This window comes from Shimia abyssi (assembly GCF_003014475.1).
Lineage (GTDB): Bacteria > Pseudomonadota > Alphaproteobacteria > Rhodobacterales > Rhodobacteraceae > Shimia > Shimia abyssi.
In genome coordinates this window covers 25,278-52,158 of the sequence record NZ_PYGJ01000004.1, presented here as the reverse complement: position 1 = coordinate 52,158, position 26,881 = coordinate 25,278, and the positions used below count along the sequence as shown (strand labels likewise).

At 57.8% G+C, this 26,881-nt stretch carries 30 protein-coding genes; 17 read left to right on the top strand and 13 right to left on the bottom strand.

Annotation, left to right across the window (positions count from 1 at the left end):
• Positions 1-24 precede the first annotated feature (24 nt).
• Positions 25-978, bottom strand: a complete 954-nt coding sequence (locus CLV88_RS08800; protein ID WP_106608027.1) for a tetratricopeptide repeat protein — start codon at positions 976-978, stop codon at positions 25-27.
• Between the two features lie 182 nt (positions 979-1,160).
• Between CLV88_RS08800 and CLV88_RS08795 the strand changes: the two genes are divergently transcribed.
• Complete coding sequence (locus CLV88_RS08795) at positions 1,161-1,469, top strand: hypothetical protein (protein ID WP_106608026.1); 309 nt, start codon at positions 1,161-1,163, stop codon at positions 1,467-1,469.
• On the opposite strand, the gene CLV88_RS08790 is transcribed toward CLV88_RS08795, so the two are convergent.
• From CLV88_RS08790 to CLV88_RS08780, 3 genes are all read right to left on the bottom strand, one after another.
• Positions 1,470-2,162, bottom strand: a complete 693-nt coding sequence (locus tag CLV88_RS08790) for a nitroreductase family protein (protein ID WP_106608025.1) — start codon at positions 2,160-2,162, stop codon at positions 1,470-1,472. It lies immediately after the preceding gene.
• Between the two features lie 203 nt (positions 2,163-2,365).
• Positions 2,366-2,794 carry an SRPBCC family protein gene (locus CLV88_RS08785; RefSeq protein ID WP_243403609.1) on the bottom strand — a complete coding sequence of 143 codons (429 nt, stop codon included), beginning with the start codon at positions 2,792-2,794 and terminating at the stop codon, positions 2,366-2,368.
• Positions 2,766-3,134 carry an ArsR/SmtB family transcription factor gene (locus tag CLV88_RS08780; RefSeq protein ID WP_106608023.1) on the bottom strand — a complete coding sequence of 123 codons (369 nt, stop codon included), beginning with the start codon at positions 3,132-3,134 and terminating at the stop codon, positions 2,766-2,768. Before CLV88_RS08780 ends, CLV88_RS08785 begins: the two co-directional genes overlap by 29 nt.
• Positions 3,135-3,363: 229 nt before the next feature.
• Between CLV88_RS08780 and CLV88_RS08775 the strand changes: the two genes are divergently transcribed.
• Positions 3,364-4,725 carry an adenylate/guanylate cyclase domain-containing protein gene (locus tag CLV88_RS08775; protein ID WP_106608022.1) on the top strand — a complete coding sequence of 454 codons (1,362 nt, stop codon included), beginning with the start codon at positions 3,364-3,366 and terminating at the stop codon, positions 4,723-4,725.
• A 291-nt stretch (positions 4,726-5,016) separates the two neighbouring features.
• Positions 5,017-5,469 carry an MmcB family DNA repair protein gene (locus tag CLV88_RS08770; protein ID WP_106608021.1) on the top strand — a complete coding sequence of 151 codons (453 nt, stop codon included), beginning with the start codon at positions 5,017-5,019 and terminating at the stop codon, positions 5,467-5,469.
• Here CLV88_RS08770 and CLV88_RS08765 read toward each other — a convergent pair.
• The 6 genes from CLV88_RS08765 to CLV88_RS08740 all read right to left on the bottom strand — a co-directional run bounded on the left by CLV88_RS08765 (position 5,466) and on the right by CLV88_RS08740 (position 10,774).
• On the bottom strand, positions 5,466-6,188 hold the full coding sequence (locus tag CLV88_RS08765) for an alpha/beta fold hydrolase (protein ID WP_106608020.1): 723 nt from the start codon (positions 6,186-6,188) through the stop codon (positions 5,466-5,468). The two genes, CLV88_RS08770 and CLV88_RS08765, sit on opposite strands and share 4 nt — an antisense overlap.
• Positions 6,181-6,969, bottom strand: a complete 789-nt coding sequence (gene pcaD, locus CLV88_RS08760) for a 3-oxoadipate enol-lactonase (protein ID WP_106608019.1) — start codon at positions 6,967-6,969, stop codon at positions 6,181-6,183. The genes CLV88_RS08765 and pcaD overlap by 8 nt, the downstream gene beginning before the upstream one ends.
• Before the next feature lie 18 nt (positions 6,970-6,987).
• A complete protein-coding gene (locus CLV88_RS08755; RefSeq protein WP_106608018.1) occupies positions 6,988-8,181 on the bottom strand; it encodes an endonuclease/exonuclease/phosphatase family protein in 1,194 nt (397 codons plus the stop codon).
• 93 nt (positions 8,182-8,274) lie between these two features.
• The gene (locus tag CLV88_RS08750) at positions 8,275-9,249 is read right to left on the bottom strand and encodes a threonine ammonia-lyase (protein ID WP_106608017.1); all 975 of its coding nucleotides are present in this window, start codon (positions 9,247-9,249) and stop codon (positions 8,275-8,277) included.
• Positions 9,246-10,088: an alpha/beta fold hydrolase gene (locus CLV88_RS08745; RefSeq protein ID WP_106608016.1), complete on the bottom strand. Its 843-nt coding sequence runs from the start codon at positions 10,086-10,088 to the stop codon at positions 9,246-9,248. Before CLV88_RS08745 ends, CLV88_RS08750 begins: the two co-directional genes overlap by 4 nt.
• Entirely contained in the window at positions 10,088-10,774 is a 687-nt protein-coding gene (locus CLV88_RS08740; protein ID WP_106608015.1) for a haloacid dehalogenase type II, read from the bottom strand. Before CLV88_RS08740 ends, CLV88_RS08745 begins: the two co-directional genes overlap by 1 nt.
• Before the next feature lie 141 nt (positions 10,775-10,915).
• On the opposite strand from CLV88_RS08740, the gene CLV88_RS08735 reads away from it, so the two are divergent.
• Positions 10,916-11,344 (top strand): FKBP-type peptidyl-prolyl cis-trans isomerase, encoded by a 429-nt coding sequence (locus tag CLV88_RS08735; RefSeq protein WP_106608014.1) that lies wholly within the window; start codon positions 10,916-10,918, stop codon positions 11,342-11,344.
• A gap of 110 nt (positions 11,345-11,454) precedes the next feature.
• Here CLV88_RS08735 and fsa read toward each other — a convergent pair whose 3' ends face one another.
• The gene (gene fsa / locus CLV88_RS08730; RefSeq protein ID WP_106608013.1) at positions 11,455-12,108 is read right to left on the bottom strand and encodes a fructose-6-phosphate aldolase; all 654 of its coding nucleotides are present in this window, start codon (positions 12,106-12,108) and stop codon (positions 11,455-11,457) included.
• 120 nt (positions 12,109-12,228) lie between these two features.
• Here fsa and CLV88_RS08725 point away from each other — a divergent pair, with 120 nt between their 5' ends.
• The 6 genes from CLV88_RS08725 (at position 12,229) to CLV88_RS08695 (ending at position 19,438) form a co-directional block, all read left to right on the top strand.
• Positions 12,229-14,439, top strand: coding sequence for a primosomal protein N' (locus CLV88_RS08725; protein WP_106608012.1), 2,211 nt, complete (start codon positions 12,229-12,231; stop codon positions 14,437-14,439).
• Between the two features lie 155 nt (positions 14,440-14,594).
• Positions 14,595-15,827, top strand: a complete 1,233-nt coding sequence (locus CLV88_RS08720) for an MFS transporter (RefSeq protein ID WP_106608011.1) — start codon at positions 14,595-14,597, stop codon at positions 15,825-15,827.
• A 3-nt stretch (positions 15,828-15,830) separates the two neighbouring features.
• Positions 15,831-17,159, top strand: coding sequence for an MATE family efflux transporter (locus tag CLV88_RS08715; RefSeq protein WP_106608010.1), 1,329 nt, complete (start codon positions 15,831-15,833; stop codon positions 17,157-17,159).
• Complete coding sequence (locus CLV88_RS08710) at positions 17,156-17,911, top strand: sulfite exporter TauE/SafE family protein (protein WP_106608009.1); 756 nt, start codon at positions 17,156-17,158, stop codon at positions 17,909-17,911. The genes CLV88_RS08715 and CLV88_RS08710 overlap by 4 nt, the downstream gene beginning before the upstream one ends.
• Before the next feature lie 63 nt (positions 17,912-17,974).
• On the top strand, positions 17,975-18,844 hold the full coding sequence (locus CLV88_RS08705) for a 50S ribosomal protein L11 methyltransferase (protein WP_106608008.1): 870 nt from the start codon (positions 17,975-17,977) through the stop codon (positions 18,842-18,844).
• Positions 18,845-19,093: 249 nt separating this feature from the next.
• Positions 19,094-19,438, top strand: a complete 345-nt coding sequence (locus CLV88_RS08695) for a hypothetical protein (RefSeq protein ID WP_106608006.1) — start codon at positions 19,094-19,096, stop codon at positions 19,436-19,438.
• 230 nt (positions 19,439-19,668) lie between these two features.
• Here the strand turns inward: CLV88_RS08695 and CLV88_RS08690 are convergent, their stop codons facing one another.
• Complete coding sequence (locus CLV88_RS08690) at positions 19,669-19,857, bottom strand: DUF1127 domain-containing protein (RefSeq protein ID WP_106608005.1); 189 nt, start codon at positions 19,855-19,857, stop codon at positions 19,669-19,671.
• 333 nt (positions 19,858-20,190) lie between these two features.
• Here CLV88_RS08690 and ruvC point away from each other — a divergent pair, with 333 nt between their 5' ends.
• The 5 genes from ruvC to CLV88_RS08665 all read left to right on the top strand — a co-directional run bounded on the left by ruvC (position 20,191) and on the right by CLV88_RS08665 (position 25,018).
• Positions 20,191-20,697 (top strand): crossover junction endodeoxyribonuclease RuvC, encoded by a 507-nt coding sequence (ruvC, locus tag CLV88_RS08685; protein WP_106608004.1) that lies wholly within the window; start codon positions 20,191-20,193, stop codon positions 20,695-20,697.
• Positions 20,694-21,395, top strand: a complete 702-nt coding sequence (gene ruvA, locus CLV88_RS08680; protein ID WP_106608003.1) for a Holliday junction branch migration protein RuvA — start codon at positions 20,694-20,696, stop codon at positions 21,393-21,395. The genes ruvC and ruvA overlap by 4 nt, the downstream gene beginning before the upstream one ends.
• Before the next feature lie 3 nt (positions 21,396-21,398).
• On the top strand, positions 21,399-22,436 hold the full coding sequence (ruvB, locus tag CLV88_RS08675) for a Holliday junction branch migration DNA helicase RuvB (protein WP_106608002.1): 1,038 nt from the start codon (positions 21,399-21,401) through the stop codon (positions 22,434-22,436).
• 228 nt (positions 22,437-22,664) lie between these two features.
• On the top strand, positions 22,665-23,309 hold the full coding sequence (locus tag CLV88_RS08670) for a hypothetical protein (RefSeq protein WP_207797037.1): 645 nt from the start codon (positions 22,665-22,667) through the stop codon (positions 23,307-23,309).
• A 167-nt stretch (positions 23,310-23,476) separates the two neighbouring features.
• The gene (locus tag CLV88_RS08665; protein WP_106608001.1) at positions 23,477-25,018 is read left to right on the top strand and encodes a glutamate synthase-related protein; all 1,542 of its coding nucleotides are present in this window, start codon (positions 23,477-23,479) and stop codon (positions 25,016-25,018) included.
• On the opposite strand, the gene CLV88_RS08660 is transcribed toward CLV88_RS08665, so the two are convergent.
• On the bottom strand, positions 25,011-25,601 hold the full coding sequence (locus CLV88_RS08660) for a histidine phosphatase family protein (protein ID WP_106608000.1): 591 nt from the start codon (positions 25,599-25,601) through the stop codon (positions 25,011-25,013). The genes CLV88_RS08665 and CLV88_RS08660 overlap by 8 nt on opposite strands.
• Before the next feature lie 50 nt (positions 25,602-25,651).
• On the opposite strand from CLV88_RS08660, the gene ybgC reads away from it, so the two are divergent.
• Together ybgC and tolQ are read left to right on the top strand one after the other, a co-directional pair.
• A complete protein-coding gene (ybgC, locus tag CLV88_RS08655) occupies positions 25,652-26,038 on the top strand; it encodes a tol-pal system-associated acyl-CoA thioesterase (protein WP_106608237.1) in 387 nt (128 codons plus the stop codon).
• A gap of 168 nt (positions 26,039-26,206) precedes the next feature.
• Positions 26,207-26,881: a protein TolQ gene (tolQ, locus tag CLV88_RS08650; RefSeq protein ID WP_106607999.1), complete on the top strand. Its 675-nt coding sequence runs from the start codon at positions 26,207-26,209 to the stop codon at positions 26,879-26,881.

Genomic DNA, 26,881 nt, shown 5'->3' with positions numbered 1-26,881 from the left:
TCCCGCTCTTCAACTTGGCCCAGCTCATCCAGAACAGATGCCCGAGTTGACAGGCAATGTACCATAGCGGGGTCGTTTGCGTGGCCAAGCGCCATTGTGATGTTTTTTTTCCAATTTGGTCAGGTGATCGAGCGCATCTTCGGCGCGGCCCGCGCGCAATAGCTTGGTGGCGCGATCGACCTCTGCAAACAGAAAATCGGGGTTTTCGGAGCCAAGGATTTCACGGTAGATTTCAATGCAGCGATCGTGGGTTTGCATCGCCTCTAGATGCAATCCAACACGGGATTGTGCTTGGCTTAGCGTGGTCAGTGCGGCCGCGTGATTGGAAGACATTTGCCCTGTGCGTTGTTCGGATTTTTCTGCGCACAGAGTCGACAGAAACAGAGCTTCGTCGAGATTTCCCTTTTCCATAGCCGTGTTGGCAAGCGCCTGAACTTCAAAATCTTGTAGAACAAAGACTTCTGGGGTCAGGACAGTTTCAGGCAAAGCCAAAACGGTTTCCAGCCGCTTGCCTGCGGATTTCAAGCGTTCGAGTTCGGGGTCGTCACTGGTAAAGTGTTCCGCCAGTGCAATTTGGGACAAAGCAGTTTTGACCGATTTATCAGGGTTTTCGGAGAACTCGAAAATTGCCTGTTGCGCAATGGTTGCGGCCGAATGTGTGACCGCAGGTGCGATGGCGTTCAAATAAATGCCGGCGCGTTTCGCGCGGGCTGATTTGTCGGGCAAGCGGGAGGGACCGGTCAATTGCATTACAATAATGTCCGGATCAATTTCCTTGAGCCGGACCTGAGCTTTGGCAAAATCGCTGCGGAATTGCTTGTTTTCGTCTTCCAGCGCCAGAATGGTTTGACTGGAATTGCGGGCACGCCGCAGCCAGCCGAGGGACAGAAAAAAGCTAAGGCCGCTTAGGCTTCCGACGATGCTGAAAATCAGTGTTAAGTTGTCCCTAAGGGATGCATCGAGGAAATCCTGCCACATGTTCTACCCAACTCACTTTGTATGGATTTTCAGTTTTCGTCAGTTTTTGGTGTCTGGCAAGAGTGTTGCAATCAGATAGGTTACGGTGTGCGGCGGGGTGTCGCGCAAGACGGCTGGGTCGCGGATTATCATTGCACTTGTAGCGCAAGGGCGTAGCCTTTTGATGTGTCAGGAGGTGTAATGTGCCCAAGCTCATTCGACTGTATGTCATGCAAGTGGTTGCCGGGTTCGGCTTGTCGGCCATTTTTGTCGCGCTGTTGCTGTGGTTCAATGTTGGCAATCTCTGGCATTTGGTAAGTGCTGCGCAGGGCGGTGTTCTGGCCGTGGGATTGTTGTGGGTGTTCAATGGAATCGTTTTTGCCGGTGTGCAATTTGCGATTTCTGTGATGCGTATGGCGCGTGATGACAACGGATCGGGCGGCAAGCGAGATGCCACGCCGGTTTTGACCACCGAAACGCGTCCGGTGTCTGTACGTGCAAGAGCGCGCTAATCAATCCCAGACAGTCATGATTTCAGAGAGGGGTTTCTTGACCTTGGCCACCGCCGGGACGGTTGCGTTTTGTGCGGCGCGCCCTACCGCGAGGATCATGATTGGCTTTTCCGACGCGGGGCGGTCGAGCGCTGGTGTTAGGAACTTCATTGGGTTTGGAGTGTGGGTCAGCACCGATAGACCCGCGTGGTGCAAGGCGGCGATCAGAAAACCACAGGCGATGCCGACACTTTCCGGGACGTAGTAGTTTTTGTAGCGCATGCCGTCAGAAAATTCGCCGTAGCGCTGTGCAAAGACTACGATAAGCCAAGGTGCGTCTGTCAGATGAGGTTTGTGATCGTTGGTGCCAATAGGCTCTAGCGCTTTGATCCATTCGTCGCCAGCGCCGCCTGCATAAAACCGGCGCTCTTCCACTTCGGCTTCGGCGCGGATACGTGCTTTGAGGTCGGCGTTAGAGATGGCGGCGAAAAACCAGGGCTGGTGGTTGGCACCGGATGGCGCGCGCCCGGCAGTGGCGATTGAGGTTTCGATGATGGATCGCGGGACCGGGGTTTTGTCAAAGTCGCGCACTGTGTGACGACGGGCCATTGTCTCAAAGAACCCTTTAGCGGCTGTGGCCATGTCCGCATCGCATTGGGCAACATGATCAGGGAGTGGGATGGGGTCGTATTTTAGATTGTCTTGTGAAAACATCGCGCGCTCCGGTTGGTGTTCAGGCACCGTATACGGAGTGTGAACCCCTTGAAAAGAGGTGTCAGCAAGGCCTGATGAGGCCTTGCGCCCCTGCGGGGAGCGGGAGGCGTGGCAGGTGGCTTAAGCCACCTGCCACGCCGGGCCCAACGAGAGGAAGTGCATCTTTGATGCGCTGACAAAGGGCGGGAGGCCCACCGGTGGGATCAGTCGAGATCGTGGAGGTTGAGCAGGAAACCGTGCCAACCTTTGTCCAGCGCAAGAACAAGACCGTAGCCGTCGGAATTGGCCGGAAGGCCGCGATGTTCCAGCGTCAAGCGGGTGCCGCCGGGAGCGTCGGCGAGAGACCATTCCACGGTTGTCATGACGCCATTGAGAGGGCCAACGGTGAACGACCACTTCATGTAATCATGTGGCTGCATTTCTTGGACTGAGCCCCAGCACATGCGATCTCCGTCTTTTTGGGAGGTGAGCAGATAGTCTTCGCCCGGTTTGAGGTCGGACTGGGCGGGGTGGAACCATTTTGCCAATTGGTCGGATTTTGTCAGAAAATCCCATACGCGCGATTTAGGCGCGGCGAGAAATACGGATTTGCGAATGGTAGTGTCAGTCATTTGTGTGGTGTCCAGTGTCATCTTTTGTGTCCTTTTCCAATTCGGTGTCTTCGGTTTCGATGGCATCCTTGAGGGCATCCAAATGTGTGTCCCAGAACCGTTCGAACCAGCTGAGCCAGTCGGTCACGGGTTTCAGCGCTTGTGCGTTCAGCGTGTTGATACGCTCGCGCCCTTCGGTTCGGACCGTGATCAATCCGCCATCGCTCAGCACAACGAGGTGCTTTTTGACCGCCGCGCGTGTCATGTCGAATTGCGCGGAAACTTCGGCGATTGTCATGTCGCGTTGGCCCAGCATACGCAGGATGTTTCGGCGCGTAGGGTCGGAGAGGGCCCGGAAAGTTGGTTGTAAGTTGGGGGGCATAGGGGCTCCAGAAGTGATACCATTTAGTATTATTATTGATATGATGCCAAAGGGTATCACGTCAAGAGGAATGTTTTGTCCACTCACCCGTGTAATCTGTCGTATCATCTGGGAAGACGGTTCCTGGGTCCGAAGCCTGAAAAAAATCGTGCATCTGGTGGCAAGGCAGCATGCTGTTTAGACACGCTGGTGATGGCGTTGGGCAAAATGAGCAAAGGCGTTGAATGCAATGAGTTTGGATCAAGGCACGCAAGCGGCAAGAGTTCCTGACGTGAGTTTTGACGGCGCAGAGCAGCTGGGTTTGATGCTGGCAGCGCGCGTTCGGATCGTTGCGCTAACGGTTGTTGTTATATGGGTTGCGATTGACAATCCAAACCACGGGTGGAGCTATTTATTTCAGCTTTCTCAAGTAGTTGTCTTTGTGCTCATTGGGGTGTTGCAGTTCTATTCGGCCAAGCTGGGCTGGTTCTCGGACAGGGCAAAATACGGATTTGTAGCGATTGATTGTGCGTTGTTGGCGGTGATTTCAAGCGCACAAAACCCGCTGGCGAGCTATGTTTTACCCCCTGCTATCATGATGGCGAGCAGCCAGTTCATGTTTTTCTACCTATTTCTAATGCAGGCCGCCTTTAGCTTTCGCCCATCCTTGGTGTTGTGGTGTGGCGCCAGTATTGTTTTGGCCCGTACGGGCATGTTGGCCTGGTTCGCAAGTCGGCCGGATGCCTTCACAAATCTGGACTTGCCGGAACAGTCGGTGGACGCGTTTGTCGCGGCACGTGCAGACCCTGATTTCATCTATCTTGGCTTCTGGGCGCAGGAGATTCTGATTACGGTCTTGCTGTCTGCGGGGTTGGCGGCGTTGGTGCGCCGGTCGCGTCGACTGGTTACGAGCCAAGTTGAAGCCGAAAGGTCACGTGCTAGTTTGGCGCGGTACTTTTCACCCAACGTTGTAGAGCGGATCAGCCAGCGAAATTCAGACTTGGGCGTAGCGCGTGAACAGGATGTGGCGGTTCTGTTTGTGGATATCGTAGGTTTTACGGCGCTCTGCGAACAATATTCCGCCAGCGAGGTTGTGGCATTACTGCGCGGCTATCATGACCGCCTTGGCAGGGCTGTATTTGAGAATGGCGGGACGTTGGACAAATATCTCGGTGACGGGCTGATGGCGACTTTTGGCACGCCGGATACCCACCCGGATGATGCGCGTCGCGCGTTGCAATGTGCGTTTGACATGTGCGCGTTGCTTGAGCAGTGGAACGTTGAACGCGAAGCTGATGGGCAGACCGAGGTCAAGATTGGCATCGGTATTCATTTCGGGCCAGTTGTCGTGGGCGATATCGGCAACGCGCGGCGGCTGGAGTTTGGAGTGATTGGTGACACGGTTAATGTGGCCAGCCGGTTGGAACAGCTGACACGTGCATTTGGGCGACCGATCGCGGTGAGTGATGCCGTGGTGGATGCCATCGCAGCGGATGATAAAACCGGGCAGATATTGTTGAGACGGTTGGAGGATAGAGGCGATCAGGCTGTGCGTGGGCGGCGCGAACAGGTGGGTGTTTGGGTGACACGTGACCAGGCAAACGCCGCCTGAGCGGGTGGAAAAGTGGCGGGCCCGCAAACGCAGCCGTGTGGTTATCTCATTCCCGAGGACCTGTTTATACAGGTGGGCGCCAGGTAACTAGGCCAGGACCAGGACAGAGCCAGCTCCCTCGGAATTGCTTAAGGCCACCGGAATGCAACCGTATCACGAGAAGGGCAGCACCCGCCACTGACCTATCTAGGGGTGCGAGCGGGCCGGGGCAAGGGGGAACCTGTCACGTGGGTGAAAGGCGCGCGAAAAACTGGACTTGCCATTTGTTCACGAATTGTTCACATTTGCGGTATGGAACAGGACTTGCAACCCGGACAATTGCTTGCGCGCGGTGTCAGCCGCCATCTGCGCAGCCATGGCTATGTTTCGATTGAAGAATTTGTCCCAATTCGTGGCTTGCGGGTGGATGTGATGGCGCTTGGTCCCAAAGGAGAATTGTGGGTGGTGGAATGTAAATCCAGCCGCGCGGATTTCCAGACAGACAAGAAGTGGCAAGGCTATCTTGAGTGGTGTGACCGATATTTCTGGGCCGTGGATACCGCGTTTCCGACCGAGTTGCTGCCAGAGGGTACAGGATTGATCATGGCCGATGCGTATGATGCAGAGATCATTCGAATGGGGCCAGAGGACAAACTGGCCGGGGCGCGTCGCAAGAAACTGATCCAGAAATTCGCAATGGATTCGGCGCGGCGTTTGCATCGGTACCGCGACCCTAAGATGTCGGCATTGCCTGAAGAGGATTAGGCTCTGACAATCCTGTCGATCAGAGTGGCAAGGCCAGCGGGATCAGCAAAAAATGGCGAGTGGCCTGTGGACATTTCAAAGATATCGCTTGCGGGCCAATCTTTGGTCATGGTGATTTGAAATTCTGACGGGATGGTGCGGTCATCGTTGCAGCGGATATAACTTTTGGGCGCCGCGGCGTGACCCGGACCAAGCGCGACTGGTGTTTCCTGCGGTTTGATCGGCTGGTGCGACAGACGTGGGAGGGCGTATTCCAGCGTGCCCGCAGGGCAATCGTGGTAGAACACGTCTCGTACATAGGCAGGGTCGATGCCAAAACTAATGCTATCGGCGGATTTGACGATGGCGTGCTTGAGCGGCTGACGCGGCGCGGCGCGGCGCATATCCGCGAGCGAGTGGCCATCCCACGGCGCATAGGCGCAGAGATAGATCAGCCGCGCGATCTTGCGCCGTCTGAAACCAAGCGCCATGTCTGCGGCTCGTGATATCGGAAATCCACCCCAGCTGTGCCCGACCACAACCGTATCGCGGCCAAGCGCATCGACCACTGATTGCGCACAACTGTCGAGCGTGACCTGTTCCGGCGGGGTCGGATCGGCACCGTGCGAGGGCATATCGATGCTGCGTGCAGTGTGGCCCAATGCGGTCAGGGCGGGTTCCAGATCACGCCAGCACCATGCGCCATGGCAAGACCCGTGCACGAGCAGGATGTCAGACATGGCCGGTCTCCGTGAAGAAATCCGTAAGCATGGCGGCGTAGGTTTCCGGGCGCTCGACACAGGGCAGGTGCCCGGCGCGGCGGATCAGCTCAAAGCGGGAACCGGGGATCAGGTCCACGGTTTCGCGCACGAGGTCCGGCGGTGTTCCGCCATCCTCTGAACCGCCAATACCCAGCGTAGGCAGCCGCAGGCCCGAGGTGGGGGTGTAAAAGTCAGTACCCCGAATGGCCGCTGAACAGCCTGTAAACCCGTCAAGCGAGGTTTGTTCGAACATGTTTTGCCACAGGGCCAATTCTGGGCGATCTAGAAATTCGCGACTGAACCAGCGTTCCATTGTGCCTTGCGCAAGTGCGGCGACGCCGTCGCGTCGGGCCGTGTCGATACGGGTGTCCCAAATCTCACGCGTGGCGATTTTGGCGCCGGTGTTGGACAACACAAGTGCGCGCACGAGATCAAGGCGTTTGACGGCGAGCCCTTGAGCAATCATGCCGCCTATGGACAGCCCGACGACCATGGCGTCGCGCACATCCAGCATATCGAGCAGCTGTTCCGCGTCGCGCACCAGTGTGCCCATCGAATAGGGCGCAGGCGGCGCATCAGAGAGGCCGTGCCCCCGTTTGTCATAGCGAATTATGCGCAACCCGGCAGGCAGGAACGGTAAAATCGGGTCCCAGAGCCGCAGGTCCGTGCCCAGAGAATTAATGAACAAAACCGGCGCGCCGGTGAGGTCTCCATCGACGCGAAAATGCAGGCGGGTGCCGTCAAATTCAGCAACGCGCATCGTCTTTCTCCTGATAAGTCAGTCGTTTAGTGCGATATGCGCCATAATCTGGCCGTGGTCGCTGGCAAGTTTGTTATAGGGTGCCTCTGCATGGCTACCATCGGTTAGATGGTCATTTAATACGCTAAAATAGTCCATTTCGCCAATGCGATTGTCGTATTCCGGGTGAAAATGTCGCGACATGTAGATCTGATCGATGCTTTCGTAAACGCCGCCAAAGGCCGTGGTGTAGACCATATCACGCAGGGATTTGCGCACAAAAAGCGCCTCGGCTGAGGTAAGGCGCATATCATTTACTGCATTGGTGATCTGTGTGTTTTCGCCGCGCGAATAGCGGTCACTGTGGTCCTTGGCATCGTGGCGCAGCATCCATGAGTAATTTTTGAATGGAGTCTCGCCCGAGATGATTTCGCTGCTGACCGCGTGTTCGCCATCGTTGAAATCGCCCAATGTGAGTACTGGGCGACCCTGTTCCAGCTCAGTTACGATGGCACGGCGCAACACCCATGCTTCGGCCATGCGGCGCACGGCTGCACGCAAGGAACCAAGGGCACGTCCAACGGGGTCATACTGGGTAAGGTCGGACTCCGGTGCGAAATCAGCGCCAGCCGGGCGCAGATATTCGCCAAGCTTGGATTTCATGTGGCAGTTTAAAACGGTTATGATCTGATCCCCGACGGGGATGCGCACCTTGAGAATGGGGCGTGACAAGCGCGAGAGGCGGAAGGAGCCACCATCGTCGCCGCCAAGTTCGCGAAAGGGGATGTTCAGTGCTTCGGGCAGGTCCTGAATGATCTCGGGCGGCTCAACAAAACCAAAGCGTGACAGGATGGCCAGACCGGGTCGTCGTTCACCGGGCACACCTGTGTCATTGGCGTTTGGGGCAAAGGCAAGCGCGGCATCGCCATAGGGCGTATAGCCGAGTTTGCGGAAAATCGCCTTGCGGTGATAGCTCTTTGATTTTGAGGGGATTGCGGCCTCATTGGACGCGCCGCCGATGCGATCCGCCTCGGCAATCACGTTGCGCAAGGCGTCTTCTTCAAAAATCTCCTGAAAACCGACAATGTCGGCGTCCATGGTAAAGATTTGATTTGCTGTCCAGTCGGTTTTCCATGCGTATTCTTCGGGGGTGTAGGACTGAAACTGATAATATTCCTTATCCGCGCCAATCAGGTTCTTGACGTTGAAGGATGCGATTGTGAAACGGGTCATCTTACTCTCCCAAAATCGCAGCTCTGTTCGAACCAGCTGCTATTAGTGTTCCAGAAATACTCATTAACCCAACCCCAGCACTTGGCTTTTCCGTCAGGCAAAACGCGCCAACGCGTCGCCAAACACATCCTTGTCCACATTGCCGCCTGTGCACACGGCCACAACGGCCTCGCCCTCGATCTTGTCACCATGGAAAAGTGCCGCCGCTAGTGCCACGGCACCGCCGGGTTCAACCACGATCTTGAGCCGCTTAAAGGCCAGGGCAACGGCGTGCATGGCTTGGTCTTCGCTGACCACAACGCCGGGACCGCAAAGGCGCGACATAATCGGAAAGGTGATTTCGCCAGGTGAAGGCGTGATGATGGCATCGCACAGGCTGCCGGATTGGCGATTGTTGGTCTCAATCCCGCCCGTGATCAGCGAGCGGACAACATCGTCAAACCCTTCAGGCTCGACCGGGCGGGCCCGCAGGCCAGGCGCTTCTGCCTCAAGCGCCATAGCGATGCCCGAAGTCAGGCCGCCGCCGCCGCAACAGATTAGTACATCGCCATTTTCAACGCCAAGTTCGCGGGCCTGTTCTGCAATCTCAAGTCCTGTGGTGCCTTGACCAGCAATCACTTGAGGTTCGTCGTACGGTCTGATGAGCGTGAGGCCGCGTTCGCGGGCGATGACGTCGCCCACCGCTTCGCGGTTTTCGCCACCGGGGCGATCATAGAGCACGACTTCGGCCCCCAAGGCGCGGGTATTGTCAATCTTGAGAGCAGGGGCGTCATTGGGCATGACAATGACAGCGGGCGCCCCATGTTTGGCTGCGGCCAAAGCGACCCCCTGGGCGTGGTTTCCTGAAGAAAATGCGATCACACCGCGCTTGCGGGTCGCCTCGTCCAATGCCGAAACCGCCGACCATCCGCCGCGAAATTTGAACGAACCGGTATGTTGCAGGCATTCAGGTTTGACAATCACGCGTCGCCCCGCGATCTCGTCCAGAAAGGGCGACGTCAGCAGAGGTGTGCGCCGCGCATGCCCTTTGAGACGGGTGGCGGCAGCACGGATCATGTCGATATTCATGGCATGTCTTTCCTGAGTTCGGCGACCCAGCGGGTCAAAACATGTACGCTTTCTGGCTCATCCAGAAATGGCACATGTCCGCGATTTTGCACGGTTGCGGCGATCATGGGCGCACATTCTTGCATTTTTGCAAAGGTTTCGGCGCTGAGGATATCCGAAGTGTCACCCCGGAGTGCGGCAAGGGGCAATGCCGAGAGCGATGAAAACAGCGGCCAGAGGTCAGGCGGTGTGGCATTGGGGTCAATGCTGGCAAGCACCGCATCACGCAGTTTTGGATCGTAATTGATCGTCAGGCCCTGATCTGTCTGGACATAGTGCTTTTCCACCTCTTCCCGCCAACGCCCGGCAGGCACGTTGTAAAAGCCGGGAACACGGGTGGCAAAGGCGGTTTCGGCCTCGTCATAGGTTTTCCAGACGGGATTGCGCCCGATATAGTCGACGATGGTTTCCAATCCGCCAAGTTCGATGACCGGACCAATGTCGTTGAAACACACACCGCTTAACCGCTGTGGTGCCAGTGCCGCAATGGTCAGCGCGATCAGACCGCCGCGAGACGTGCCAAGGATGGCAGCGCGCGGCAGACTCAGGTGGTCAAGCAATTCCAGCGCATCCTGCGCCTCACGTGGGATTGTGTAAGTCATTGGATTTTCGGCCCATTGCGATTGCCCGCGCCCGCGGTAATCCATGCGGATCACGCGCGCTCCCTTAAGCGCGGGCATGGCGTAGTCAAAATCGCTGGCATTTCGGGTCAGCCCCGCCAAACAAAGTACAGCTGGCCCGGCGCCGCCGGTGTCGTCAAAGGAAAGGGACAAGCCGTCGGACGTGATAAACTGGGGCATTATCGATTGGTCTCCTCGGGGATGCCAGTCAGATCGCTGAGCACCAGTTCTGGCACCCATGGCAAGCGGTCGATCGGCTCGCCCGCGCGATTGACCCATGCGGTGGTAAAGCCAAACCCGGTGGCGCAGGCGGCGTCCCAACCATTTGAGCTGACGAACAGCACATTATCGGGCTGACATTCGAAACGTTTCAAAACAAGATCGTAGACCGATGCGGCCGGTTTGAAGATACCGACGCTTTCAACGCTCAGCACATCATCCAGAAACGCGCCAATACCGGCCGATTGCACCGCGCCATCCAGCATTGCGGGCGACCCGTTGGACAGGATCGCGGTATTCATACCTTGCTCTTTCAGTTCAGCTAACATTCTGGGTACCTCGGGGTAGGCGCTTAATTCCCAATAAAGCTGCAAAAGGCGCTCACGCAGTTCTGGATCACCTTCCAGCCCGCTGGCCTCAAGCGCCCAGTCGAGCCCGTCCTTGGTCACGTCCCAGAAATCACAATGCGCATCCGATACGGCGCGCAGCCATGTGTATTGCAATTGTTTCAGGCGCCAATCTTGTGCCACGCGCGGCCAATGCTCGGCAAAAACGGCGCGTCCCGGTTCTGCAGCGGCCTCTCGGGCGGCGGCGGCAACGTCAAATAATGTGCCATATGCGTCGAAGATACAGGTGGTGATCGGCATGGTGTCCTCCCTTGACCGGGCAAGATTGACAGAGATTGCGCAGGGCGAAAAGGGCTGTTTGTCTTTCGGAAGCACGCCAGTTAAATTGCGCCTTCAAACTGGCCCAATGGGGGTTGGTCCCGCTGACAGAATGGATATCTCATGACAGCTGCAAAATCGGGCGATACCGTTCGCATCCACTACAAAGGCACTCTGAGCGACGGAACGGTGTTTGACAGCTCTGAAGGGCGCGACCCATTGGAATTCACACTAGGCGGAGGTCAGGTGATCCCCGGATTCGACGCGGCCGTGGATGGCATGTTGGTAGGTGACAAGAAAGTCGCTGAAATCGCCTGTGATCAGGCCTACGGTCCGCGCCACGATGACGCGGTGCAGGATGTCCCACGCGCCGACATCCCGGCGGAAATACCGCTCGAGGTGGGGCTGCAACTGCAAATGCGCGCCCCTGATGGTCAGGTCATGCCCGTAACCGTTGCCGCGTTGACAGATGACACGGTGACGATGGATGCCAACCATATGCTGGCAGGCAAGGATCTCACCTTTGCCATCGAGCTGGTCTCGATCAACTAAGGACACAGTCAACACGAAACAGGGCGGACCTCATACAGGCCCGCCCTCTTCATTTTGCCAGAAATACTTCGGGGGTGTGGGGGCTGGCCCCCGCTTTGGAAACTAATCCCTCAGAGGATCTTAATGCCCGCATCCTTGATGTCCGCCAAAAACGCGGCCAACCCTTTGTCAGTCAGCACATGATTCACCATGCTTTTGACAACCGAAGGAGGTGCGGTCATCACATCTGCGCCTACCAGCGCACATTGCGATGCGTGGTTCACAGTACGCACCGAAGCCGCGAGGATCTGGGTTTCAAATCCATAATTGTCGTAAACTTGACGGATATCCTGGATCAGATCCATGCCATCAAGGTTGATGTCATCCAGACGACCGATAAAGGGCGAGATGAATGTCGCACCTGCTTTGGCGGCCAGCAGTGCCTGATTTGTTGAGAAACACAGGGTTACATTGACCATATTGCCTTCGTCAGTCAGCACTTTACACGCCTTCAGGCCGTCCCAGGTGAGGGGAACTTTTACGGCGATATTATCCGCGATCTGAACCAGTTTGCGACCTTCGGCGATCATTTCGTCGGCGTCGGTGGCGGTGACTTCGGCAGAGACCGGACCTTCGACGAGGTCGCAGATCTCCTTGGTCACTTCGAGAATGTCGCGGCCTGATTTTTTGATGATCGAAGGGTTGGTGGTAACGCCATCCACCATACCGAGCGCGTTGAGTTCGGCGATGGCGTCGATGTCGGCAGTGTCTAGAAAGAATTTCATGGGGAGGGTCCTTTGTCGGGTTGGACTTGGGTTGGGATGGCTTTACCCTATCGGGGACGTTGCGAAAAGCCCTGAAACCGGGGCAGGGCGCAATATTCGTTAGCGGAAACATGCTGAATAATGATTGGGGTCAACTTGCAGGAACCCGGCTTTTTCGAACATGGCGCGTTAGTGGCGGTGCTTACCGCGCAACCGCTGGATCGTTTTCTGGATTACAAGGCGCCCGAGGGCGGCTGTGCTGAGGGGGCATTTGTCGAGGTGCCTTTGGGCCCGCGCAAGGTGTTGGGCGTGATCTGGGGGCCGGGTAAAGGCGATTATAACATCTCGAAAATCCGGTCGGTCAACCGGGTGCTGGATGTCGCGCCGATGGATCAGGGGATGAAGGCGTTTCTGGAGCGGGCGGCGGATTACACGTTGACGCCGCTGCATGCAATGTTGCGGCTGGCGACGCGCGCCCCGGGTCTGAGCGATCCACCCTCAATGCGCAAGATCTACCGTCTGGGCGAAGGCGAGCCGGACCGTCAGACCGAAGCGCGCCGTCGTGTTCTTGAGGCGCTGCGAGACTATGGCGGGTTGTCGTTTACGCTGGGCGAACTCAGTGAAATGGCGGGTGTAACGAACTCGGTGATCAAGGGGTTGGTCAAACAGGGTGTGGTGCGCGAAGAAGACACGCCGCGCGATGTGCCGTTTGCCCGGCTTGATCCGGAGTATGGTGGCAAGACCTTATCTGAGGATCAGGCGGCGGGGGCGGAGGCATTGCGGGCGGGGGTTCGTTCCGAGCGGTATGGAACAACCCTGCTGCGTGGGGTGACCGGTTCTGGCAAGACTGAAGTCTATCTGGAAGCGGTGGCTGAGTGTCTCAAGGTGGGGCGGCAGGGGTTGGTTCTGTTGCCCGAGATCGCGCTGACCTCGGAGTTTCTGACGCGGGTTGAGGCGCGGTTCGGGGCGCGTCCGGCAGAGTGGCATTCCGGTGTGACCATGACCGAGCGGCGACGCACGTGGAAGATGGTGGGTCAGGGTGGCGCCTCGCTGGTGGTGGGCGCGCGATCTGCGCTATTCCTGCCGTTTCGCGATCTGGGATTGATCGTGGTCGATGAGGAGCATGACACGTCTTACAAGCAGGAAGACGGGGTGCTTTATAATGCGCGGGATATGGCGGTGCTGCGTGCGTCGCTGTCCGGCGCGCAGGTGGTGCTGGCCTCGGCGACGCCATCGCTGGAGAGCTGGGCCAATGCACAAGCCGGGAAGTATGAGCGGCTGGAGCTGATGTCACGGTTTGGAGACGCGGTGCTGCCAGAGATGCGCGCGATTGATATGCGCGCTGAGGATTTGGCGCGAGATCGGTGGATTTCATCAACTTTGAAGGCGGCGGTCGACCGCAGAGTATTGGCGGGTGAGCAGAGCCTGTTGTTCATCAATCGGCGGGGCTATGCCCCGGTGACGATTTGCCGGGCTTGTGGGCATCAGGTTGGGTGTGATCATTGTGATGCACGCATGGTGGAACACCGTTTCCTGAAACGGTTGGTGTGCCATCAATGCGGCGAGACCAAAGCCATGCCAGAGGTGTGCCCGAGTTGCGAAGTGGAGGGCAAGTTGGCCCCGGTTGGCCCCGGAGTTGAACGGTTGGCCGAAGAGGCGGGTAAGCTGTGGCCCGAGGCGCGGCTGGCGGTGCTGAGCTCGGACCTGTTTGGATCGGCGCGGGCATTGAAAGAGGGCATCGAGACTATTGCCGCTGGGGGTGCCGATATTATTATCGGCACGCAATTGGTGGCCAAGGGGCACAATTTCCCATTGCTGACGCTGGTGGGGGTGATTGACGCGGATCTGGGTCTTCAGGGATCAGATTTGCGCGCCGCCGAGCGTACGTTTCAATTGATGCGACAGGTGGCGGGGCGCGCCGGTCGGGCGGAGAAACCCGGAGTGGCGATGTTGCAGAGTTATCAACCCGAGCACCCGGTGATCCGAGCGATTCTTGCAGGAGACGAAAAAGGGTTTTGGAGCGCTGAGGCGGATGAGCGCCGCCACGCGGGCGTGCCGCCCTATGGACGTATGGCGGGGATCATTCTGTCGGGGGGGGATGTGTCGCAGGTATTTGATTTGGGCAATGCCTTGGCGCGCAATGCGGGCATGTTGCGGGCCATTGGTGCCGAGGTCTACGGCCCAGCACCTGCGCCAATAGCGCGCGTGCGCGGGCGACACCGCGTGCGGTTGCTGGTGAAAGCCGACAAGAGCGCGCCGTTGCAGGCGGCTTTGGCGCAATGGGTTGGGCAATTTCGCCTGAAGGGGGATTTGCGGCTGGCGGTGGATATTGATCCGCAGAGCTTTTATTGACGTGCGGCTGGGGGCCAGCCCCCAGACCCCCGAAGTGTTTTTGGCAAGATGAAGAGGCTGGACGGTGGAAGCTGTTGCGGGATGTGCAGTTTTCGAGAGATGGGGTGCGCATATAGGGTCTCGCTTTTTGCAGAGAGCAGGCGTATTGGCGGTATATGTTTAACAAGATAAGCCTTGATGATGCGGCGCATTTGCCGGTGTGGCGGCGTCCGGTCACGTTGTTGTTCCTGATGGCGCTGGCGATGCCGGTCGCCTTTAATGTGTGGTCTGCTTTGCTCAATAACTTTGTGATTGAGGTTGCAGGGTTTGATGGCGCTGACATTGGTTTGTTGCATACCGTGCGCGAGATCCCAGGGTTTTTTGCGGTTGGCGTGATTGCCATTCTTTTGTTTATGCGTGAGCAGGTTTTGGGGCTGGTCTCGTTGTTGATGTTGGGGGCGGCGACGGCGGTGACGGCGTGGTTTCCGAGCATGGCGGGCATTTTGACAATCACGATGCTGAGCAGCATTGGGTTTCACTATTACGAGACAGTGAACCAGTCATTGCAGTTGCAGTGGCTGGACAAGGCGCGCGCGCCAAAGATGCTGGGCTGGATCATGGCGGCCGCATCGGCGGCGACGTTGGTGGCCTATGTGGCGATTGTGTTGTCATGGAAGCGGTTCGATCTGAGTTACAATACTGTCTATATGGTGGGTGGCGGGATCACGGTGGCGATTGCGCTTTATTGCCTGTTGGCGTTTCCGCAGTTTGAGGAGCGTACGCCGCAGCTGCGCAAGATGGTGTTTAAGCGGCGCTATTGGCTGTATTATGCGATGCAGTTCATGGCCGGTGCGCGGCGACAGATTTTTATCGTTTTTGCCGGGTTCATGATGGTTGAGCGGTTTGGCTTTGACGTGCATGAGATCACGTCGCTTTACCTGATCAATCTGGTGGCCAATATCGTGATTGCGCCGATGATCGGTGCAGGGGTCGCGAAGTTTGGCGAGCGGCGCACTTTGATTTTTGAATATGCGGGTTTGGTGATCGTGTTCCTGGCCTATGGCGGCATCTATTTCTTTGGATGGGGGGTGTTGCTGGCCTCGGTTCTTTATGTTGTCGATCATATGCTGTTTGCACTGTCGCTGGCGTTAAAAACCTATTTCCAGAAAATTTCGGACCCCGAAGATATTGCCCCTACCGCGGCGGTGGCCTTTACCATCAACCATATTGCGGCGGTGTTTCTGCCGGTGTTGCTGGGGCTGTTGTGGCTGGTGTCTCCCGGGGCGGTGTTCGCCCTTGCAGCGGCGATGGCGGGTGTTTCGCTTGGGTTGGCGACATTGATCCCGCGCCATCCGGAAAAGGGCAATGAGACCCGGTTGAAACGCTATGCGCCTGCGGCTGCGGAGTAATTTATGACCGTGCGGCGAGGGCGGTTTCTGGACGGGGCGACGATGGGGCATGTGGTGCGCATGACCATGGCGGGGACTGTTGGGATAACATTCGTGTTTTTGGTCGATCTGGCGAACCTGTTCTGGATTGCGTGGCTGGGCGATCAGAAATTGGTAGCGGCCATCGGGTATGCCTTTGCCATTCAGTTTTTTGCGGTGTCGATCGGGATTGGGCTGATGATTGCCGGGATGGCGGTGATTTCCCGAAGGATCGGGATGGGAGATTACGACCGCGTACGCCATGATGCCACCGGGGCATTGGTGTGGACCGTTTTGGTGCAGCTGATCGTCGCCATGGGCATATTGGTATTTCGGGCGCCCATGTTGACGCTCGCGGGGGCCGAAGGTGAGACATTGGCGTTGGCAGAGCGCTATATTCTGATCTCGATGCCGTCGCTGGTGGTGATGGCCGTGGGACTGGCTGGACAGGCAAGTTTGCGGGCCGAGGGCGATGGGAGGCGGTCGATGTATGTGACCCTGAGCTCGGGTATTGTTGCGATGGTGGTGGATCCGTTCCTGATCCTGGGCTTGGGCATGGGGCTGGATGGTGCGGCGCTGGGCGTGGTGCTGTCGCGGTTCGTAATGGCCGCAGTTGCGTTGTATTATGCCACGCGGGTGCATGACTTATACGCGCGCCCGGAGCTGTGGGCGGTACGCCGGAGTGCGGGGCCGTTTGCCAAGGTGGCAGTGCCTGCGATCCTGACCCAAGTTGCAACGCCGTTCGGGAACTTTCTGCTGACCGGGGTGATTGCCGGGTTCGGTGATGCGGCGGTGGCGGGGTGGGCTGTGGTGAACCGGCTGACGGTTCTGGCTTATGGCGGCATATTCTCGCTTTCAGGTGCTGTGGGCGGCATTTTTGGCCAGAACTTTGGCGCGGCGCAATATGAGCGGCTGCGCAGCACTTATCGCGATGCGTTGATCTTTGCCGGGGTCTACACGCTGGTGGCGTGGGGCGCGCTGTTGGCGACGGCAGGGCTGGTGATTGATGGGTTTGGCCTGCAAGGCAGCGGCGCGGTTGTCTATCAGACCTTTGTCACGGTGGGCGCTGGAGCGTTCTTTTTCGTGGGGGCGCTGTTTGTGTCAAACGCAGCGTTCAACAATGTGGACAAACCTGCACGATCGACCATGCTTAATTGGTTCCGGGATGGTGTGCTAACCCTGCCTGCGGCGATGTGGCTGGCCGGAGTGTTTGCGGCACCGGGGGTGATTTATGCGCAGGCCGTTGTGGGCGTGGTCACGGGCATCCTTGGCGGGCTGTGGAGCTGGCGGTATCTGCAAGGGCTAGGTCGATGATCGAAGACGCGGCGTTTTGGCAGAATGTGCTCATGGTCGGTGGCGCATTTGCGCTGGGCGGTATTCTAAAAGGGGCAATTGGGGTGGGCACGCCTTTGTTGGCGGTGCCAATGCTGGCGCTGCTCTATGATGTGCCAACGGCGATTGTGTTGTTTGCCATTCCCAACCTGCTACCTAACCTGTGGCAAGTCTGGCAGTATCGTGAACACAATTTGCCCGCCCGGTTTCGATGGCGGTTTTTCCTGACCGGTGCTGGGGCTGGGATGCTGGGCACGGTGGTATTGGCCAATATCGAGGCCGACAACCTGATGCTGGTCGTGGCGTTCATGGTGCTGGCCTATGTCAGTTTTCGCCTGATGCGACCGGGCTGGGTGTTGGGCTATCCGATGGCCGAGCGGATGGCGGCAGCGGTTGGCGTGGTTGCGGGCGTATTGCAGACGCTGGTGGGGATATCTGCGCCGGTGTCGGTGACATTTTTGAACGCGATGCAGTTGGAGCGGCGGACGTTTATCGTGACAATCTCTGGGTTCTTTGTGGCCGTGGGTGTGCTGCAGGTGCCGTCGTTGATCTTTTTTGGGTTGATGACATGGCCACTGTTCTGGCTGGGTCTGGGGGCAGTGGCGGTGATTGCGGCGTTTATGCCGGTGGGCGCGTTTCTGGCGCGCCAGGTGTCGCCGCAGGCGTTTAACAAGGTGATCCTTGTCATTCTGACGTTGGTGGCATTGCGCCTGTTGGCAACGTTTGTGATATAGGCACAGGCTTGACGTCTTTGGCTGTTGGGCCTAGGCCGCTGGCAACCTATCAGGAGAGCCGCAATGCCCACATTCACCGCGTTGACCACGTTGATCGGAAAATCCCAGGGCGAGGCGCTGGGCGAAGCGATGGAACGGTTGAACCCTGAACCCACGGGTGTTGGCGTATTCGAGATCGAAGACGGATCGGGGCTGTGGGAAGTGGGCGGTTATTTCACCGAGAGCCCGGATGAGGCGGGGTTGGCTGTTTTGGCGGCGGCGTTTGACGCCAAACCGTTTGTGGTCAGCGAACTGCCCGAGACCGACTGGGTGGCGCATGTGAAGCGCGAATTGGCGCCGGTCGAGGCGGGGCGGTTTTTTGTTTATGGCAGTCACGATGCGGACAAGGTGCCAGAGGGCGCAGAGCCGTTGTTGATCGAGGCGGCAATGGCGTTTGGCACCGGACATCATGGCACGACGCTGGGTTGCCTCAAGGCGCTGGATCGCGTGGCGAACGACGGGTTCGAAGGGCAGAACGTGGCCGACATTGGCTGTGGCACGGCTGTCTTGGCGATGGGCGCAGCGCGGATTTGGCCAAACCCGGTGTTGGCAAGCGACATTGATGAGGTGGCCGTGGACGTGGCAGAGGCCAATGTAAAGGCAAATGACCTGCAAGGCCGGGTGATCTGTTTGGAAGCGGCGGGTTTCGGGCACCCGGATCTGGCAGCCAAGGCACCATATGATCTGGTTTTTGCCAATATCCTGAAAGCGCCGCTTGTAGATCTAGCCCCGGATATGGGAAGCAACATTGGTGCGGGCGGCTATGCGATCCTGTCGGGTCTGTTGAACGAGCAGGCGGCGGACGTAATTGCGGCCTATGACGCGGCTGGATTTGACGTGTCCTTCCACGAAGAAGTGGGTGAATGGTCTACTTTGACAATGAAGCGCAGATAAGCGCTCGATTTCACGAGAATCACCTCTGAACTTGTTTGAACGCCGTGCCTTGATTAAGGTGCGGCGTTCTGATTTTGTGAACAATGTCAGTCAGATGATTGTATTGTTTCCCGTGTTGAAGGTTGAATCGGGCAAACCCGCCCCATTTGTCTTGAATTCGCCGTATTTTCCACTTTGCGCCACATTTCCGCCACAATTGAAAGCCAATTTGGCCATGTTTGGTGGGGGCCAAACGAAGAGTATGTTGCCATGAGTGAATCACACGCAGAGTTTCACGACCGCCTGGCCAAAATTTATCGCAAAGAGGCCAAGGGACGTCGGCCCCGCCAACGGATCGCCGTAAATCGCGATGGATATGTTATCGTCCGCGGCGCAGGACGCCAACGTAGTTTTCCGTGGATGGGTCTTGCAATGGTTGCGGTCGCATTTTTCGGGATCAAGGGCGCAATGATCGCCAGCTACGGCCCCGAATTCTATACCCAGAAAGTTGCCCGATTGGATGGCGCGTCGAAAGTGGAGCAGGTCGCGGCCTGGACCATGCGACCGGACCCGATGTCGCGCTGGGTCGCGGTGCAGATCAAAGCGCTGAAGTAAAAGTTTCAAGACGCAGTCCAGAGGGCTCCCCGGCTTGGGGCTGCGTCACATATTTGCTGACCCTCCAATCAGCTCATTGCAATGGCTTCGCGTCTCTCTCCGCGGAGCCATTGTTTTTTGGGGGCTACATTTGGCTGATATCTGGACATGAAAAAACCGCGGCCCCAAGAGGGGTCCGCGGTTCCTTGATCATACGATCCGAAAACGAAACGCCGGTTGGGCGTATTTCGTTAGCTCAGTACGTCGACGTCGGCGCGTGACAGGCCGATATCGTCCAGCTCGCGGTCGGTCAGGGCACGCAGCGCTTTGCGGGTAGCGCGGCTTGTGTTCCATGCCGAGAAGGCGGCAACCGTGTGTGCGATGCCTTGACCAATGCGGCCAGAAAAACTCGGGGTGTAGACGTTGTCGTAAGTGGCCATATCAATCTTCCTTCTGTTTGTGGGTTAGTCATGGTCCGTTTTCGATAAGCCGCAGATATGAGCAGTCTGCGTAACAAACAAGCAGCAAAAAAATCATAGCTGTCATGCAGTTTTTGCATTGGTCGGAAAGGTGGAATTAGCGTTGAAAACAAGGGGCGAAAGCGACATGTTGACTGTCGCTCTTGGGCAGTTTTCGGCGAGGTCCATACATTTGCGACGCAGCTGGAATAGTTCCTGTCGCAAACGCGCCAAGGTGTTATGGGCTTGGTGTTTGTTCTTGTTTCGTGCTAGTGCTGTGAAAAAGCAACAAAACAGGGGCAGTTGGGCACAATCATGCGAGTTTTGGGAATTGACCCGGGGTTGCGCAACATGGGTTGGGGGGTCATCGACGCTGATGGAAGCCGACTCAGTCATGTAGCAAACGGAATTTGCCACTCAGTTGGCTCGGATTTGGCAGCTCGGTTGCTGTCTTTGCATGAACAGTTGACGGATGTGTTCGCGCGTTTTCAGCCGGAACAGGCGGCGATTGAGCAGACATTTGTAAACAAAGACGGGGCCGGGACGTTGAAGTTGGGTCAGGCGCGAGGGATTGCGCTTTTGGTTCCGGCGCAGTTTGGACTGAAGATCGGAGAGTATGCGCCCAACAAGGTCAAGAAGACGGTTGTGGGCGTGGGTCATGCTGAGAAGCAGCAGGTGGAGCATATGGTTAAGCTGCAATTGCCGGGTACGGTGATCAAGGGTGCGGATGCGGCAGATGCTTTGGCCATTGCGATTTGTCACGCGCATCACGCACGGGCTGGTGCGGGTTATGAAAAGGCACTGCGGAGGGCGCAGGCATGATTGGCAAGCTGTCAGGGCGTATTGAGTATCGGGCGGCGGATCATGTGCTGATTGATGTGCGCGGCGTTGGCTATGTGGTCTATTGTTCGGACCGAACATTGGCGGCGTTGCCGGGGCCGGGGGAAGCAGTGGCGCTTTATACTGAGTTATTGGTGCGCGAAGATCTGTTGCAGCTATTCGGCTTTACGTCGCTTTTGGAAAAAGAATGGCACAGGTTGTTGATCTCGGTTCAGGGGATAGGGGCCAAAGCATCGATGGCGATCCTGGGAACGTTGGGTGCCGAAGGTGTTGGCCGGGCGATTGCGCTGGGCGATATTGCCGCGATCAAGGCGGCCAAGGGGATCGGGCCCAAGACAGCGCAGCGTGTTGTGATCGAATTGAAGGACAAAGCGCCGGAAGTGATGGCGTTGGGCGCGTCATTGAGCGCGTCCTTGGCCGGGGTGCCGGTGGAGGCGCCGGCGTCTGAGGATGTATTGGAGGCGCCCGACCGAGCGCCGGCGGCGGCCAATGTGGCGTCGGTGGACAGCGGGGCCGGGTCTGCCTCGGCGCAGGCGGATGCGCTTTCGGCATTAGGGAATTTGGGATACGCGCCGTCCGAGGCAGCCGGAGCCGTGGCGCAGGCAGCGCAGGATTATCCAGGGGCAGAGACAGCAGAACTAATTCGGACCGCGCTTAAGCTATTGGCGCCAAAGGGGTAAGTCATGGATCAGCCAGACCCCACATTGCGCCCGGAGCCTCGGCCCGAAGACGCAGATCGCGCATTGAGGCCGCAGAACCTTGACGCATTCATCGGACAGCGCGAAGCGCGCGCCAATCTGAAAGTGTTTATCGAAAGCGCGCGGCGACGTGGCGAGGCAATGGACCACACGTTGTTTCATGGCCCGCCCGGATTGGGCAAGACGACCCTTGCGCAGATTATGGCGCGCGAGTTGGGTGTGAGCTTTCGCATGACCTCTGGGCCGGTGCTGGCCAAGGCGGGGGATCTGGCGGCGATCCTGACCAATCTGGAAGCGCGAGATGTGCTTTTTATCGATGAGATTCATAGGCTTAATCCAGCAGTTGAAGAAGTCCTCTATCCAGCGATGGAGGATTTTGAGTTGGATCTGGTGATTGGTGAAGGGCCAGCGGCACGCACGGTGCGGATTGAGTTGCAACCCTTTACGCTGGTGGGGGCAACGACACGGCTGGGGCTGTTGACGACACCGCTGCGCGACCGGTTTGGCATTCCGACGCGATTGCAGTTTTACACTGAAGATGAGCTGAACGAGATTGTGACGCGCAATGCGCGCAAGCTGGAGGTTCCGGCGGATGAAGGCGGGGCGCGCGAGATTGCGAAACGATCGCGCGGGACACCGAGGATTGCCGGGCGATTGCTGCGCCGGGTGGTGGATTTCGCGCTGGTCGAAGGCGACGGGCGGATCACAAAAACTCTTGCAGATAGCTCACTTACGCGGCTCGGGGTCGATAATCTGGGCTTGGATGGCGCGGATCGACGGTACCTGACATTCATTGCTGAAAACTATGCAGGTGGGCCTGTGGGGATTGATACGATCTCAGCGGCGCTGAGTGAGGCGCGGGATGCGATTGAAGAAGTGATCGAGCCATTTTTGCTGCAACAGGGGCTTATTCAGCGGACACCACGAGGGCGGATGTTGGCTCAGAAAGCGTGGCAACATCTGGGGCTGCATGCGCCAAAACCCAAGGAGCAGAGGGATCTGTTTGGGGGGGGACGCAAATAGCCAACTTCGCGGGTTTCCGAGTTTTTGGAACCGCGAAAGAGCAGGTTTGTGCGGATTGTTTAATGGCCTGAGTGGGCTCCAAAGCGACATCGGTTTAACGTCGGTATTGCGTCGGTATTACGTCGGTAGACCAAGCGTTGCGCGACCGGTGAACGCGGCGAGCGTTGCTCTTGCCTTGGGGCGCGGGTTTGGGCATGTAGCGACCGGATAATTCAAGGAGTGCGCATCATGGCCCGTTTGAGCCCGGAAGAGATTGAAGCGTTGTTCACGCGGACTGATGGCAGCTATGGGTTTGCGCGCTGGGGACGTCCGATTGCGCCGATTGTGTTCGGGGTGCAAGAAGAGACGCTGGCCATGGTCAAGGGTGCGGTTGAGGCTGTGGTCACGCTGGCCGGGCATCAGATGGCCGAGACCGATCCGGAGCTGGGCAGCAACCTGATGGTGTTCTTTTTCCGCGAATGGGACGAATTGCTGGATGTGCCTGACCTAGGGCGGATGATACCGGGTTTGGAACCGCTGGTCGCGCGTTTGCGCAACGCGGATGCGACCCAGTACCGGGCGTTTCGGTTTGATGATCAGGGCGGCATTCAGGCCTGTTTCGTGTTCTTGCGGATGAACGAGGCAATGGCGCAGATCCCGGCGGAAGGCCTTGTGTTGGCACAAGCGGTGCAGGCGATTTTGGTTTGGGGGGATCATGCATTTTCCGAAACCTCCCCTTTGGCGGTTTTACCTGAGACAGGCGCGACGGTGTTACGCCCCGAAATCGCCGGGGTGATTGCGGCGGGGTATGATCGGATGATGCCGGTGGCCGCGAATGACGCGAGCCATGCGCTGCGGCTGTTTGCGCGGTTGCAGGGGCCAGAGGGCAGCTGAACGCGCAGTTCGGTGCATTTTTGGCGAAGTATTTAAGAAATTTGAGGTGAATGTGTGTGGGCGCACAAGGCGTTTGCGCTTGTTGACCTAGGCCGACGAAAAAAAATGTGCACTCTGATGGTTATCGCCAATGCGCGGTTTCGCGCCTCAGCCAGAGTGGATTTCAGATGCAAGATCTCGATTCAAATGCCGTTCCGATCATCGCCGCGAAGTTTCCCAAGAAAATTGAGTTGGAGGAGGGGAAGTCCTATTTCTGGTGCGCGTGTGGGCGATCCAAGACCCAACCATTTTGCGATGGAAGTCATTCGGGAACCGGGATAACGCCCAGCAAGTTTGTCGCAGAAAGTACGGGCAGCGCGGTGCTGTGTCAGTGCAAGGCGAGCGCCAATGCGCCGTTTTGCGATGGGGCGCACACCAGGTTGGGCGATTTGCAAGTGGGGGCGGCTGCCCCGGCGCCGGTATCTGATGTGCCCAAGGCCGCGCCGACACCAGAGGAGCCAACCGTGGCACGCATTCATGAGCTGGCACGGGACGGGCTGAGCAAGCTGGGCCATCACGGCGAGATGGGCTCGATGGGTGTGCCGCGCAAGGATTTGCCGCATTGGGACGATATCCAGATCCTGCCCGCGCAGATGGCGCGTAAGCCGTTGCTGGATGAGGCGGAGGTTGCGACGGAGGTGGTGGTTGGGCCGAGGGCGGCGAAGCCGCTGACGCTGAAGATTCCGCTATTCGTGTCGGACATGAGTTTTGGTGCGCTGAGCGAAGAGGCCAAGACAGCGCTGGCGCGCGGGGCCGAGATGGCCGGGACCGGGATTTGTTCAGGCGAAGGGGGTATGTTGCCTGAAGAACAGGCGGAAAATTCTCGGTATTTTTATGAGCTGGCATCGGCCCGGTTTGGTTGGCAGCCCGAATTGGTGGCGCGGGTTCAGGCGTTTCATTTCAAGGGCGGGCAGGGGGCCAAGACAGGTACAGGTGGGCATTTGCCAGGGGAAAAGGTGCAGGGCAAGATTGCCGAAGTGCGCGGGCTGAAGCCGGGCCAGAGTGCGATTTCGCCAAGCACATTTGCGGATTTGGAGACACCGGCAGATTTTGCGCGGATCGCGGATGAGGTGCGGGAGCGGTCGGGTGGTATTCCGATTGGGTTCAAGTTGTCGGCGAACCATATTGAGGCGGATATTGATTTCGCTTTGGCGGCGGGTGCGGATTACATCATTTTGGATGGGCGCGGCGGTGGTACTGGGGCGGCACCTTTGATTTTCCGGGATCACATATCGGTGCCGACCATTCCGGCGCTGGCGCGGGCCCGGCGGCATCTGGATAAAAGCGTGGGGCGCGATGTGACCTTGATAATCACCGGTGGTTTACGTGTGGCCGAGGATTTCGCCAAGGCGATGGCGCTGGGCGCGGATGCGGTGGCGGTGAGTAACTCGGCCATGCAGGCGGTTGGGTGTATCGCGGCGCGGATGTGCAACAGCAACAATTGCCCGGTGGGGGTTGCGACTCAAAAGCCGGAGTTGCGGCGTTTGCTGGATGTGCAGGCGGGTGCGGAAAAGTTGGCGCGGTATTTCGGGGCGAGCGTTGAGTTAATGCAGGTGTTGGCGAGGGCCTGTGGACACCGGTCGCTGGGCGATTTTTGCGTAGATGATATCACCACCTGGAAGCGGGAGATGGCCGATCTGAGTGGGGTAAGGTTTGCTGGCGTCAGTTAACGAGAGCCTCCATAGGGTGCCAGCCGGAGGTGGGAACGCTGTCTTTGATGATGAAAACATTGCCACCGCCGGGATTGGCGCCGGGGGTATTGGCCTGATCATGGGCGCGTGAAATGGGCTGTTTGGACAGCGCGCAATAGAGAAGAGTACCGACGCCACCGTGCCCGACGAATAATGCGTCGCCCGAGGTGGGGGCGGAGAGGGCAGATGCGACGGCAGCATGGATGCGTGATTGGGCGGCAGCGGCGGTTTCCCAACCGCGATATGAGAGATCGGGCTCGGCAAAAAAGGCATCGGCGGCGTCATTGAATTGATCGGGGGGCAGGAAGCCAGTTGAGGACCGGTCGTTTTCATGCATGGCGTCGGTTATCACAGGGATGAGGCCGAGTGGAAAGGCGAGCAGGGTGGCAGTTTCGACGGCTTTGCGCTCGGCGCTTGAGAAAATGCGAGTGACATTGCGCAAGGCTCCGGAGGTGGCGAGCGCAGATGTTCGGGCGCGCCCCGTCTGGGAGAGTGACCAGTCGGGGACCGGTGTGTTCGGGTCAATGGTGACCTCTGGGTGGCTCAGGTAGATTGCGCGCATGAAAGGTTCCGGTGTATGGCGGTGTCAGTCGAGCTTAGATGGGTTTTGCCATGATTTATACTTTGCCTGTACGTGTTTATTATGAAGATACCGACATGGCGGGGATCGTGTACTACGCCAATTACCTCAAATTCATCGAGAGAGGGCGCAGTGAATGGGTTCGCGAAATCGGGTTGGATCAGCTTAGGATGAAAGAGGATGGTGTTGTCTTTGCCGTGCGGCGGGTAGAGGCGGACTATACTGGGTCGGCCAAGCTGGATGATCTGCTGACGGTGGAAACCGAGGTTGCCAATGTCACTGCGGCGCGGTTGATAATGGAGCAAAGGGTGAAGCGAGGCGAGGATGTTCTGTTTCATGCAATGGTCACGGTGGTGTGCATGAATGAGGCCGGACAGCCGGTTCGGCTGCCGGGTGAAGTGCGCAAGCTGGTACATTGAGGGTTCGGTAGGTCGGACAAATTTGTCCGACTTACGCGGCGGTGCACATGCCTTTCTGGGCGAAAATCCGCGATTGGCGGCAAGGGGATGGCTTTCGCGATGGAACTGAGCTAGTTTTCCTGCAAAACAAGGCCTGACGAACAAGGCCGCAGACAAAGAGCAGGCAGAATGGAAGCAGCAGTCGATTTTTCGATGTGGGCGCTATTTGCGCGCGCAACTCTGACCGTAAAACTGGTGATGCTGATCCTTGTGGTCGCGTCGTTCTGGTCATGGTCGGTGATTGTTCAAAAGATCATCCTTTACCGCAGTGCCCGGAGTGAGGCGAAAAAGTTCGACCGCGCGTTCTGGTCGGGCGAACCGTTGGATCAACTGTTTGAACAGTTGGGACCGGAACCCAAGGGGCGTTCGGAGCGGATATTTGCCGCAGGGATGGTTGAGTGGCAGAGAAGCCATCGTCAGGACGGCGGTTTGATTGCTAACGCCACCAGCCGGATTGACCGGTCAATGGATGTGGCGATTGTCAAGGAATCCGAGACCTTGCAAAAGGGATTGCCGATTTTGGCTACCATCGGGTCGACCGCGCCGTTCATTGGCTTGTTCGGCACCGTGTGGGGCATAATGAATGCCTTTATCGAGATTGCCGCCCAGCAGAACACCAATTTGGCCGTGGTCGCGCCGGGCATTGCCGAGGCGCTATTGGCGACGGGTTTGGGTTTGCTCGCTGCGATCCCGGCGGTGATTTTCTATAACAAGCTCAGTTCGGACAGCGATCGGATCGTGGCCGGCTACGAGGCGTTTGCCGACGAGTTTGCCACGATCCTCAGCCGCCAGTTGGACGCCTGA

Coding starts and splice junctions, on each gene's coding strand:
- CLV88_RS08695 (WP_106608006.1), top strand. CDS start 19,094: ATGAGTGAATCACACGCAGAGTTTCACGACCGCCTGGCCAAAATTTAT.
- CLV88_RS08660 (WP_106608000.1), bottom strand. CDS start 25,601: ATGCGCGCAATCTACCTGAGCCACCCAGAGGTCACCATTGACCCGAAC.
- fsa (WP_106608013.1), bottom strand. CDS start 12,108: ATGAAATTCTTTCTAGACACTGCCGACATCGACGCCATCGCCGAACTC.
- CLV88_RS08790 (WP_106608025.1), bottom strand. CDS start 2,162: ATGTTTTCACAAGACAATCTAAAATACGACCCCATCCCACTCCCTGAT.
- CLV88_RS08755 (WP_106608018.1), bottom strand. CDS start 8,181: ATGACCCGTTTCACAATCGCATCCTTCAACGTCAAGAACCTGATTGGC.
- ruvC (WP_106608004.1), top strand. CDS start 20,191: ATGCGAGTTTTGGGAATTGACCCGGGGTTGCGCAACATGGGTTGGGGG.
- CLV88_RS08740 (WP_106608015.1), bottom strand. CDS start 10,774: ATGCCGATCACCACCTGTATCTTCGACGCATATGGCACATTATTTGAC.
- CLV88_RS08670 (WP_207797037.1), top strand. CDS start 22,665: ATGGCCCGTTTGAGCCCGGAAGAGATTGAAGCGTTGTTCACGCGGACT.
- CLV88_RS08785 (WP_243403609.1), bottom strand. CDS start 2,794: ATGACACTGGACACCACACAAATGACTGACACTACCATTCGCAAATCC.
- CLV88_RS08665 (WP_106608001.1), top strand. CDS start 23,477: ATGCAAGATCTCGATTCAAATGCCGTTCCGATCATCGCCGCGAAGTTT.
- ybgC (WP_106608237.1), top strand. CDS start 25,652: ATGATTTATACTTTGCCTGTACGTGTTTATTATGAAGATACCGACATG.
- CLV88_RS08705 (WP_106608008.1), top strand. CDS start 17,975: ATGCCCACATTCACCGCGTTGACCACGTTGATCGGAAAATCCCAGGGC.
- CLV88_RS08735 (WP_106608014.1), top strand. CDS start 10,916: ATGACAGCTGCAAAATCGGGCGATACCGTTCGCATCCACTACAAAGGC.
- CLV88_RS08710 (WP_106608009.1), top strand. CDS start 17,156: ATGATCGAAGACGCGGCGTTTTGGCAGAATGTGCTCATGGTCGGTGGC.
- ruvA (WP_106608003.1), top strand. CDS start 20,694: ATGATTGGCAAGCTGTCAGGGCGTATTGAGTATCGGGCGGCGGATCAT.
- CLV88_RS08690 (WP_106608005.1), bottom strand. CDS start 19,857: ATGGCCACTTACGACAACGTCTACACCCCGAGTTTTTCTGGCCGCATT.
- CLV88_RS08720 (WP_106608011.1), top strand. CDS start 14,595: ATGTTTAACAAGATAAGCCTTGATGATGCGGCGCATTTGCCGGTGTGG.
- CLV88_RS08800 (WP_106608027.1), bottom strand. CDS start 978: ATGTGGCAGGATTTCCTCGATGCATCCCTTAGGGACAACTTAACACTG.
- CLV88_RS08765 (WP_106608020.1), bottom strand. CDS start 6,188: ATGTCTGACATCCTGCTCGTGCACGGGTCTTGCCATGGCGCATGGTGC.
- CLV88_RS08770 (WP_106608021.1), top strand. CDS start 5,017: ATGGAACAGGACTTGCAACCCGGACAATTGCTTGCGCGCGGTGTCAGC.
- pcaD (WP_106608019.1), bottom strand. CDS start 6,969: ATGCGCGTTGCTGAATTTGACGGCACCCGCCTGCATTTTCGCGTCGAT.
- CLV88_RS08750 (WP_106608017.1), bottom strand. CDS start 9,249: ATGAATATCGACATGATCCGTGCTGCCGCCACCCGTCTCAAAGGGCAT.
- CLV88_RS08780 (WP_106608023.1), bottom strand. CDS start 3,134: ATGCCCCCCAACTTACAACCAACTTTCCGGGCCCTCTCCGACCCTACG.
- CLV88_RS08745 (WP_106608016.1), bottom strand. CDS start 10,088: ATGCCCCAGTTTATCACGTCCGACGGCTTGTCCCTTTCCTTTGACGAC.
- CLV88_RS08715 (WP_106608010.1), top strand. CDS start 15,831: ATGACCGTGCGGCGAGGGCGGTTTCTGGACGGGGCGACGATGGGGCAT.
- CLV88_RS08775 (WP_106608022.1), top strand. CDS start 3,364: ATGAGTTTGGATCAAGGCACGCAAGCGGCAAGAGTTCCTGACGTGAGT.
- tolQ (WP_106607999.1), top strand. CDS start 26,207: ATGGAAGCAGCAGTCGATTTTTCGATGTGGGCGCTATTTGCGCGCGCA.
- CLV88_RS08725 (WP_106608012.1), top strand. CDS start 12,229: ATGATTGGGGTCAACTTGCAGGAACCCGGCTTTTTCGAACATGGCGCG.
- ruvB (WP_106608002.1), top strand. CDS start 21,399: ATGGATCAGCCAGACCCCACATTGCGCCCGGAGCCTCGGCCCGAAGAC.